Raw genomic sequence first — 9,668 nt, 5'->3', positions numbered from 1 at the left:
CAGAAGTGAAACGCCGTAGCGCCGATGGTAGTGTGGGGTCTCCCCATGTGAGAGTAGGGAACTGCCAGGCATCAAATTGCAGTAAGCCGGGGTGACAACCGGTGGTAATAAAGCGAAAAAATTCGGTGGAGCGGTAGTTCAGTCGGTTAGAATACCTGCCTGTCACGCAGGGGGTCGCGGGTTCGAGTCCCGTCCGTTCCGCCACTTAATAAGAGCCCTGAGCATCTGCTCAGGGCTTTTTTGTTTTATCTGTTTCCGATTATTGCTAAATCAGCAAAAATCCTCTGCATTAATCGCTCTTTTTCCCCACCACACCATCAGCCATAATTTCATTCGTTAACCGAAATGAACAAATAACGAGGAAAAACATGGCAATCCCTGCATTTGGTCTTGGCACCTTCCGTCTGAAAGATGATGTTGTTATCGCATCCGTAAAAACCGCGCTGGAGCTGGGCTATCGTACTATCGACACCGCGCAAATCTACGACAACGAAGCCGCGGTGGGTCAGGCTCTCGTTGAGAGCGTCGTGCCGCGTGATGAGCTGTTCATCACAACCAAAATCTGGATCGAAAACCTGAGCAAAGACAAGCTGATCGCCAGCCTGCAAGAGAGCCTGCAGAAGCTACGCACTGACTATGTTGATCTGACGCTGATCCACTGGCCGTCACCGAATGATGCGGTAGCTGTTGAAGAGTTTATGGCTGCTCTGATGGAAGCGAAGGCGCTCGGCCTGACCCGTCAGATCGGTATCTCCAACTTCACTATTCCACTGATGGAGCGCGCGATTGCCGCCGTTGGCGCTGAAAACATTGCTACCAATCAGATTGAGCTCTCGCCGTATCTGCAAAACCGTAAAGTCGTCGATTGGGCGCATGAGCACGGTATCCATATCACCTCCTACATGACCCTGGCCTACGGTAAGGCGCTGAAAGATGAGGTGATTGCCCGTATCGCGGCGAAACATAATGCGACTCCGGCGCAGGTTATCCTGGCATGGGCGATGGGCGAGGGGTACGCGGTGATCCCGTCCTCGACGAAGCGTGAGAACCTGGCCAGCAACCTGAATGCGCTGGATCTGAAGCTGGATGATGAAGATCGCCAGGCGATCGCCGCGCTGGATTGCAACGATCGGCTGGTGAGCCCGGAAGGTCTGGCGCCGCAGTGGGATTAATCTCCTGCTTCCGGTATGCCCATCAGAGGGTACTACGACAGCTCCTTCGGGAGCTGTTTTACGTGTTCGCTCAGAAAATCAATAAACGCCCTGATACGTGTGCTGACGGCTCTATCGCTGTAGTACACCGCGCTGAAGGGCATCTCCACCGGCAAACGTTTGTCGGCCAGTAGTTCAACAAACTCCCCACTGGCTATCTCTTTATCCACCATATAATCCGACAGGCAGGCAATACCGTTCCCGGTCAGACACAGTTGCTTGAGCGTTTCCCCACTGTTCGATGATACCGCCGCCTCAATCTCTAACAACTGACCATCGCAACAGGATACCGGCCAGGTGTTCAGAGAGACGGGTTCAGTGAAGCCCAGACATTGATGTTGTTTCAGATCTGACGGATGCTGCGGCACGCCGTAGCGCGAAACATACTCTGGCGAGGCGACGATCTTCCGATAGCTGGTGAACAGCGGTCGGGCGCGCAGGCTGGAATCGGTTAAGGTTCCGGCCCGAATAGCCACATCCACTTTTCGTTCAATCAGATTAATAAATGTTTCTGACGACACGAGCGACAGCGTCATTTCCGGGTAACGCTCGCGAAATGGCTTCACCAGCGGCATGAGAAAATGCAGCATCACCGGCGTCGCGGCATCCACCCGCAGCAGGCCTCGCGGCGTCGTGCGCGTTTCCAGCAGGTCGTTTTCTGCCGCCGCCATCTCCTGTAATACCACCTGCATCCGGCGAAAATAGCGCTCGCCTTCCTCTGTCAGACTGAGCTGACGGGTGGTCCGATTGAGCAGGCTAACACCAAGCTTTGACTCGAGCTTTTTGACTGCCCGGCTGACGGCAGAGTTGGCCTGACCCAGCTGTTCGGCCGCCCGGCTGAAACTCCCGCTTTCCACTACCGCCACAAAGATGGCGATCTCCTCGGATGTGGCTCTCATTATTGCACCTGTAGCAAAATTCTATTGATACTTTGATAGTTTTTGTTATTTATACAACCCTTCATACTACGTGTCATCTTAATCCTGATGCTACGGAGTAAATTATGCCACTGGCGCTATTTGCCTTAACCATCGGTGCCTTCGCAATTGGCACCACTGAATTCGTGATTGTCGGCCTGGTCCCGACGATTGCCCAACAACTCTCTATTTCGCTGCCGTCGGCAGGCCTGCTGGTTTCTATCTACGCGTTGGGCGTGGCGATCGGCGCCCCGGTGCTGACGGCGTTAACGGGGCGTATGCCGCGTAAACAGCTGCTGCTGGCGTTGATGGTCCTGTTTACGGCGGGTAATGTGCTGGCCTGGCAGGCCCCGGGATATGAAACGCTGATCCTGGCGCGCCTGCTGACCGGTCTGGCACACGGCGTGTTCTTTTCTATTGGCTCGACAATCGCCACCAGCCTGGTGGCAAAAGAGAAAGCAGCCTCGGCTATCGCCATTATGTTCGGCGGCCTGACGGTCGCGCTGGTAACCGGGGTGCCATTCGGGACTTTCATCGGTCAGCATTTTGGCTGGCGGGAAACGTTCCTCGCGGTATCGATTCTGGGGGTGATTGCGCTTATCAGCAGTCTGATTCTGGTGCCGAATAATATCCCGGGCCGCGCCAGCGCCAGCCTGCGCGATCAGCTGAAAGTCTTAACCCATCCGCGCCTGCTGATGATCTATGCCATTACCGCGCTGGGCTATGGCGGCGTGTTTACCGCCTTTACCTTCCTTGCGCCGATGATGCAGGAGCTGGCCGGCTTCAGCCCGTCAGCCGTGAGCTGGATCCTGCTGGGCTATGGCGTCTCGGTGGCTATTGGCAACGTATGGGGCGGCAAACTGGCCGATAGGCATGGCGCCGTCTCCGCGCTGAAGTTTATCTTCGCCGCGCTGGTTGTGCTGCTGCTGGTGTTCCAGCTGACCGCCAGCATTCACTATGCCGCGCTGGCAACGGTGCTGGTGATGGGCGTTTTCGCCTTCGGCAACGTGCCGGGCCTGCAGGTGTACGTGGTGCAAAAAGCAGAGCAGTACACCCCCGGGGCTGTCGACATCGCATCCGGCCTGAATATTGCCGCCTTCAACGTCGGCATCGCGCTGGGGTCGATCGTCGGCGGACAGACGGTCGAGCGGTACGGTCTGGCGCAGACGCCGTGGATTGGCGCGGTGATTGTGCTGGTCGCTTTGCTGTTGGTGGTCCTGAGCGGACGTTTAGATAAATTGCCACGCCGTTCGGCAGCGCTTTCTCCCGAAGGCTAAGGGTTTCTCGCAATTTGCATTGAAAGTGTATGGGAAAATCCCTATAACAGAATAACCAGTCGTCGTCGGGCTGGTTTCTGTTATCGAGGATTAATGCCCAAATTGCGAAAGAACACCTACGCCATGCGCTATGTCGCCGGACAACCTGCGGAGAGAATATTGCCTCCGGGGGCGTTTGCGGGCGTGAGTCCGGTTTATCCCGCCGGCACGCCGTTAAGCAGCGATGAGAAAATCCGCGTGCTGGTGTGGAATATCTTCAAACAGCAGCGCGCAGAGTGGCAGTCGGTCCTTAAGAATTTTGGCAAAGACGCGCACTTAGTCCTGTTGCAGGAGGCGCAGACGACGCCGGAGCTGGTCAGGTTCGCGACCACCAACTATCTGGCCGCCGATCAGGTGCCTGCGCTGGTGCTGCCGCAGCATCCTTCCGGCGTGATGACGCTGGCTTCCGCCCATCCTATCTATTGCTGCCCATTGCGCGAACGTGAACCTATTTTGCGTCTGCCTAAATCAGCATTAGTGACTGTCTATCCGCTGCCCGATGCGCGGCTGTTAATGGTGGTCAATATCCATGCCGTTAACTTCAGCCTTGGCGTCGACGTCTACAGCAAACAGCTGCTGCCGATTGGCGATCAGATCGCCCATCACAGCGGGCCGGTGATCATGGCCGGCGACTTCAATGCCTGGAGCCGCCCGCGGATGAACGCCCTGTACCGCTTTGCACGCGAGATGTCGCTGCGTGAAGTTCGTTTCCCGGACGATCAGCGCCGCCGCGCGTTTGGTCGCCCGCTCGATTTTGTGTTCTACCGTGGGTTAAGCGTGCACGATGCTTCCGTGCTGGTAACCCGCGCCTCCGACCACAACCCGCTACTAGTCGAATTCAGTCCCGGCAAGCCTGATTAATTTAAGGTTGGTCAGGCCTGCCATGGGGCAGGCCTGCGCATGCATGGTGCTGCCTTTTATTACTCAAAAAACCGTAAGGACAAGACAACATGACAACACGCTCTCACCATGACAACGTCGAAAAGCAGTTCGGCTCCCAGGCCAGCGCCTATCTGACCAGCGCCGTGCACGCCTCTGGTCGCGATCTGCAGCGGCTGGCGGAACGACTGGCTGATTTTCCTCAGGCGAAAGTGCTGGATATGGGCTGCGGGGCAGGGCACGCCAGCTTTACCGCGGCGGGACAGGTTGCCGAGGTGACCGCCTATGATTTATCGAGCCAGATGCTGGAGGTCGTTGCCGCCGCGGCAAAGGAGAAAGGTTTTAGCAATATCGTGACCCAGCAGGGGTATGCCGAAACGCTGCCGTTCGCTGATGCCAGCTTTGATATCGTTATCAGCCGCTATTCTGCTCATCACTGGCATGACGTTGGCCAGGCGCTGCGCGAGGTGAAACGTGTCCTCAAGCCGGGTGGGGTGATGATCGTGATGGACGTGATGTCGCCGGGCCATGTGGTGCGTGATGTCTGGCTGCAGACGGTGGAAGCCTTGCGCGATACCTCGCACGTGCGTAATTATTCCAGCGGCGAGTGGCTGACGCTGGCGACGGAGGCGGGGCTGGTGATTAATCAGCTGTTGACCGATCGCCTGCCGCTGGAGTTCAGTTCGTGGGTGGCGCGGATGCGTACCCCTGAGCCGCTGGTGGAGGCGATTCGTTTATACCAGCAGAGCGCCTCGGCGGAGGTGAAAGCCTACTTTGAGTTACAGCAGGATGGTTCCTTTACCAGCGATACCATCATGTTTGAAGCGCATAAAGCGGTTTAATACGGACAACAAAAAAGGCACCGGGGGAAGTCGGTGCCTTTTTATCGAACCCTGACGTATCAGGACTCTGGTCGATCGCTGTTTTTCACAAACAGCGTTAGCTGATCGCCAGGCCGCAGATTGTCGGTATCGCTGTTCCAGCGCATGACGTCGCGAATATTAACGCCATGACGTTTGGCGATGCTCGACAGCGAATCACCTTTGCGAACGCGATAGGTGATGCTATCGCTGTTATTCGCCAGACGCTGCGCGCTGCTGCCGGCGCCGATAACCAGGTTCTGTCCAACCTTCAATCCAGAGCCGCGCAGGTTATTCCACTGCTGCAGATCGCGGGTCGTGACGCCGAGACGGGAAGCAATCCCGGAAATGGTATCGCCGGAACGCACCTTATAGCTTCGGCTGGTCAGCGGCGTATTATCCGCGAGCTGCGTTGGCTGTACGGCGGCAATGTCGCCAGAGGCCAGCGATTCACGCAGCTGGGCTGCGTGTTTCTGCGGCACCATGACGTACTTTGGCCCGCTAGCGCCCAGCGTTGACCCCTTTACGCCGGCGTTGAAGGTCTTCAGCTTGCTGACCGGCATACCGGCCATATCCGCGAGCTGAGAAATATCAACCGGACTGTCGAGGCGAACGCGCGCCAGCGCACGGCTTTCATCAGCCGTAGGCAACTTTACGCCGTAACGTTTGCTGTTTTTGAGGATGTCGCTCAATGCCAGCATTTTCGGTACGTAGACTTTCGTTTCATGCGGCAGAGACAGCGACCAGAAATCGGTGGGTTTGCCACGCGAACGGTTCGCTTTCACTGCCTTCATGACCCGACCTTCGCCGCTGTTATATGCCGCGACCGTTAACAACCAGTCGCCGTCGAACATTTTGTTCAGACGTTGCATCATGTCCAGCGCCGCGGTAGTCGATGCGACAACGTCACGACGCGCATCGTAACTGCGGGTCTGTTTTAAACCATAATTGCGCCCTGTGCTCGGAATGATCTGCCAGATGCCTGCGGCATTGGCGCCAGACGTCGCGTGTGGGTCAAAAGCGCTCTCCACTATGGGTAGTAATACCAGTTCCATTGGCATGTTACGTTTCTTAACCTGCCCGGCTATCCAGTACATATACGGCTCTGCCCGTAAAGTTACATCGTGGAGATAGCTCTTATTTCTTAAGTACTTCTGTTTTTGCTCGCGAATCCGGGGGTTATCCGGTATTCCCATCTTTAGCTCGTCGCCTATGGAAGTCCACAGATCCTGGTCTTGCGCGTAGAAGGTTCCATCATCTAACCAGCGCGCTTGACTTGTGAACTTGCCTGCTTCCCCTTGACCAGCCGCAGAAAGGCTCTGTGCTCGCTGTTCGACGGTGCCATCGTGCTTAGACGCCTGGCACCCCACCAGCAGGACAGAGGCGAATAATATCGCTCGTGCCTTCATGTGTGTGTCAATAGTTGCTTAAAAGACGACCAAGGATAACGGCGAAGTTAGCCGATGACAAGAATTAAATATCAGAATTCGTCTTTCTTTGACCTTAACCACGCAAATCGCGCCACAGAGTGTTGCAATTTTGTTTCTTTGTTAATTTTGTCAATTAAATCAACATCATTTACCCGTAAAAATAAATTTATACGCCGCTCGTTTTTCAGAATTACGGGTAGTGTCTTTTGTTTTTTTGCACGTAACTCATTAACTTTATGATAGTAATCGTTTATGTCCCTATCATCAGGCAGGATACTCAACGCAAACTTCATATTCGCTAACGTATATTCATGTGCGCAACATATAAGGGTTTCTTCAGGAAGGGCGTTAATCTTCATAAATGATTGATACATCTGCTCTGCAGTGCCTTCGAACAGCCTTCCGCAGCCGCCGGAGAACATCGTGTCGCCGCAAAACAGATAAGGTTCGCTGTAGTAACAGATATGTCCTAATGTGTGACCTGGCGTGGAGAAAATGGAAAAATCGACCCCGAGAATTGACAGCCGATCGCCATCGTCTACTACCTGAGTAACCCCCTTATCCTGGGTTTCTGCCGGCCCGTAAACCACCAGAGAGGGGTATTTTTCACGTAATTGTTTTACGCCGCCGACGTGATCCTGATGGTGATGGGTCAGTAAAATGGCCTCGGGCTGCCACTGGTTTTCTTCGATTGCCGCCAGAACCGGCGCGGCCTCGCCCGGGTCAACGATGATGCAGCGGCCGTGATTCTCAGTGAGAACCCAGATGTAGTTGTCCTGAAACGCGGGAATACTGATAAGATTCATAAATTACCTCTAAAGCGTAGCGGAAGGTGGCAATGAAGCCGGCAAGGATACCTCATACAGTGACAGCGCCTGAGCATTGGTCCAGTATGCCGTGGGGCGAATACTATCGCGAAACGCTGGAGCAGCAGATGAAGCCGTGGCTGGCTAAATTATATGGCTTTCATCTGCTTAAGATTGGCAATCTGAGCGCGGAAATCAATACCGAAGCTTGCGCCATCTCGCATCAGGTGAATGTCTCGCTGGCGGGAAACCCAATGCAGGTCCGGGCCGACCCGCTGCATTTGCCCTTTGCCGAAAAGTCCGTCGACGCCTGCCTGCTGGCGCATACCCTGCCGTGGTGCAGCGATCCGCATCGCCTGCTACGGGAGGCCGATCGCGTCCTGATCGATGATGGCTGGATGATCCTGACCGGGTTTAATCCGGTGAGCCTGATGGGATTGCGTAAACTGGTGCCGGTGCTGCGCAAAGGCACGCCGTACAACAGCCGTATGTTTACGTTGATGCGCCAGCTGGACTGGCTGTCGCTGCTCAACTTTGAAGTGCTGCATTATGGGCGTTATCAGGTTTTACCCTGGTCGCGGCAGGGCGGCAAACTGCTGAGCACCCATCTGCCAGCGCTGGGCTGTTTGCAATTGATTGTCGCCCGCAAACGGACTATTCCGCTCACCCTTAATCCGATGAAGTCAGGGAAAGCGAAAACCCAGCTGCGGCCGGCAGTAGGCGCCACCCGGCAGTGGCGCAAGGGGGAGAATTAGCTCTCCGGCTGGTAGCCGATGTCGTCCTGAGTGGGATGGGAGGCCGCAGCGCGGGCCAGCTCGTCGCAGCGTTCGTTTTCTGGATGGCCGGCGTGGCCCTTCACCCACTCCCATTTGATCTTATGCTGGCCAAGCGCGGCGTCCAGCCTCTGCCAGAGGTCGACATTCTTTACCGGTTTTTTCTCTGCCGTTTTCCAGCCGCGCTTTTTCCAGTTGTGGATCCACTGGGTGATCCCCTGGCGGACATACTGGCTGTCGGTGCTGAGCACCACCTCGCAATGCTCTTTTAACGCTTCGAGGGCGACGATCGCCGCCATCAGTTCCATGCGGTTATTGGTGGTCAGACGGTAGCCGGCGCTAAAGGTTTTTTCGTGCTGGCGGTAGCGCATAATGGCGCCGTAACCGCCGGGTCCTGGATTTCCCAGGCAAGAGCCGTCGGTGAAAATTTCTACCTGTTTGAGCATCTCTGGTAGACTTCCTGTAATTGAAATCGATTTGTAAACGATAAGTCTGACATAAATGACCGCGATGAGCACTGCAATTACGCGCCAGATTGTTCTCGATACCGAAACCACCGGTATGAACCAGATCGGGGCGCACTACGAAGGACATAAGATCATTGAGATCGGCGCCGTGGAGGTGATTAACCGCCGCCTGACCGGTAACAATTTCCACGTCTATCTCAAGCCCGATCGGCTGGTGGATCCGGAGGCGTTCGGCGTGCACGGGATCGCCGACGAATTCCTGCTGGATAAACCCACCTTTGCCGACGTGGCCGATGAATTTATGGATTACATCCGCGGCGCGGAGCTGGTGATCCATAACGCCTCGTTCGATATCGGTTTTATGGATTATGAGTTCGGTAAGCTGAACCGCGGGATCGGGAAAACCGAGACCTTCTGTAAAATCACCGACAGTCTGGCGCTGGCGCGGAAAATGTTTCCCGGCAAGCGCAACAGTCTGGATGCGCTATGTTCGCGCTACGAAATAGACAACAGCAAGCGTACGCTGCACGGGGCACTGCTCGATGCCCAGATCCTTGCCGATGTCTATCTGATGATGACCGGCGGCCAGACGTCGATGGCGTTCTCTATGGAAGGCGAAAGCCAGCAGCAGGCAGGCGAGATGGGGATTCAGCGCGTCGTTCGCGCCGCCAGTCAGTTACGGGTGGTTTATGCCTCTGATGAAGAGCTGGTGAACCATGAATCCCGCCTCGATCTGGTACAAAAGAAAGGCGGAAGCTGCCTGTGGCGTGCCTGATAACCACTAAAATGGATTAAAAGTAGGCGGCTGGGCGATTTTTGCAGCAAACGATTCAAAACGGTAGAAAAAGCGTTGACGGGGTAGAGGGGAATCCGTAATATTCTCCTCGTTCCCAACGGAACAACAACGCGGAGCGGTAGTTCAGTCGGTTAGAATACCTGCCTGTCACGCAGGGGGTCGCGGGTTCGAGTCCCGTCCGTTCCGCCACTATTCAGAAAGCCTGAATCAGCA

General features: G+C 55.4%; 10 protein-coding genes and 2 tRNA genes. 8 read left to right on the top strand and 4 right to left on the bottom strand.

What is annotated here, in order from left to right:
* Window positions 1–127 precede the first annotated feature (127 nt).
* A tRNA-Asp gene (locus tag QLG03_RS24415) sits at window positions 128–204 on the top strand.
* A 164-nt stretch (window positions 205–368) separates the two neighbouring features.
* Window positions 369–1,172: a 2,5-didehydrogluconate reductase DkgB gene (gene dkgB / locus QLG03_RS24410; RefSeq protein ID WP_255988508.1), complete on the top strand. Its 804-nt coding sequence runs from the start codon at window positions 369–371 to the stop codon at window positions 1,170–1,172.
* Between the two features lie 32 nt (window positions 1,173–1,204).
* Here dkgB and yafC read toward each other — a convergent pair whose 3' ends face one another.
* The gene (gene yafC / locus QLG03_RS24405; protein ID WP_023288494.1) at window positions 1,205–2,110 is read right to left on the bottom strand and encodes a DNA-binding transcriptional regulator YafC; all 906 of its coding nucleotides are present in this window, start codon (window positions 2,108–2,110) and stop codon (window positions 1,205–1,207) included.
* Window positions 2,111–2,214: 104 nt separating this feature from the next.
* Here yafC and QLG03_RS24400 point away from each other — a divergent pair, with 104 nt between their 5' ends.
* The 3 genes from QLG03_RS24400 to QLG03_RS24390 all read left to right on the top strand — a co-directional run bounded on the left by QLG03_RS24400 (window position 2,215) and on the right by QLG03_RS24390 (window position 5,165).
* A complete protein-coding gene (locus tag QLG03_RS24400; RefSeq protein ID WP_048334092.1) occupies window positions 2,215–3,405 on the top strand; it encodes an MFS transporter in 1,191 nt (396 codons plus the stop codon).
* Between the two features lie 102 nt (window positions 3,406–3,507).
* Window positions 3,508–4,305 carry an endonuclease/exonuclease/phosphatase family protein gene (locus QLG03_RS24395; RefSeq protein WP_072096514.1) on the top strand — a complete coding sequence of 266 codons (798 nt, stop codon included), beginning with the start codon at window positions 3,508–3,510 and terminating at the stop codon, window positions 4,303–4,305.
* A gap of 89 nt (window positions 4,306–4,394) precedes the next feature.
* Window positions 4,395–5,165: a class I SAM-dependent methyltransferase gene (locus QLG03_RS24390; RefSeq protein ID WP_023288497.1), complete on the top strand. Its 771-nt coding sequence runs from the start codon at window positions 4,395–4,397 to the stop codon at window positions 5,163–5,165.
* Window positions 5,166–5,224: 59 nt separating this feature from the next.
* Here the strand turns inward: QLG03_RS24390 and mltD are convergent, their stop codons facing one another.
* Together mltD and gloB are read right to left on the bottom strand one after the other, a co-directional pair.
* The gene (gene mltD, locus QLG03_RS24385) at window positions 5,225–6,592 is read right to left on the bottom strand and encodes a murein transglycosylase D (RefSeq protein ID WP_032453033.1); all 1,368 of its coding nucleotides are present in this window, start codon (window positions 6,590–6,592) and stop codon (window positions 5,225–5,227) included.
* A 71-nt stretch (window positions 6,593–6,663) separates the two neighbouring features.
* A complete protein-coding gene (gene gloB / locus QLG03_RS24380) occupies window positions 6,664–7,419 on the bottom strand; it encodes a hydroxyacylglutathione hydrolase (RefSeq protein ID WP_255988507.1) in 756 nt (251 codons plus the stop codon).
* Window positions 7,420–7,451: 32 nt separating this feature from the next.
* Between gloB and QLG03_RS24375 the strand changes: the two genes are divergently transcribed.
* Complete coding sequence (locus QLG03_RS24375) at window positions 7,452–8,174, top strand: class I SAM-dependent methyltransferase (RefSeq protein WP_255988506.1); 723 nt, start codon at window positions 7,452–7,454, stop codon at window positions 8,172–8,174.
* On the opposite strand, the gene rnhA is transcribed toward QLG03_RS24375, so the two are convergent.
* Entirely contained in the window at window positions 8,171–8,638 is a 468-nt protein-coding gene (rnhA, locus tag QLG03_RS24370; protein ID WP_004204620.1) for a ribonuclease HI, read from the bottom strand. The genes QLG03_RS24375 and rnhA overlap by 4 nt on opposite strands.
* Before the next feature lie 64 nt (window positions 8,639–8,702).
* On the opposite strand from rnhA, the gene dnaQ reads away from it, so the two are divergent.
* Window positions 8,703–9,434, top strand: coding sequence for a DNA polymerase III subunit epsilon (dnaQ, locus tag QLG03_RS24365; RefSeq protein WP_004204621.1), 732 nt, complete (start codon window positions 8,703–8,705; stop codon window positions 9,432–9,434).
* Window positions 9,435–9,567: 133 nt separating this feature from the next.
* Window positions 9,568–9,644: transfer RNA gene (locus QLG03_RS24360), tRNA-Asp, on the top strand.
* The last annotated feature ends 24 nt before the right edge of the window (window positions 9,645–9,668 follow it).

Source organism: Klebsiella sp. V115_8, assembly GCF_029967715.1.
Classification (GTDB): domain Bacteria; phylum Pseudomonadota; class Gammaproteobacteria; order Enterobacterales; family Enterobacteriaceae; genus Klebsiella; species Klebsiella quasipneumoniae.
Note: the sequence above shows the minus strand (reverse complement) of the source record. Positions and strands in the feature narration are given on the sequence as shown.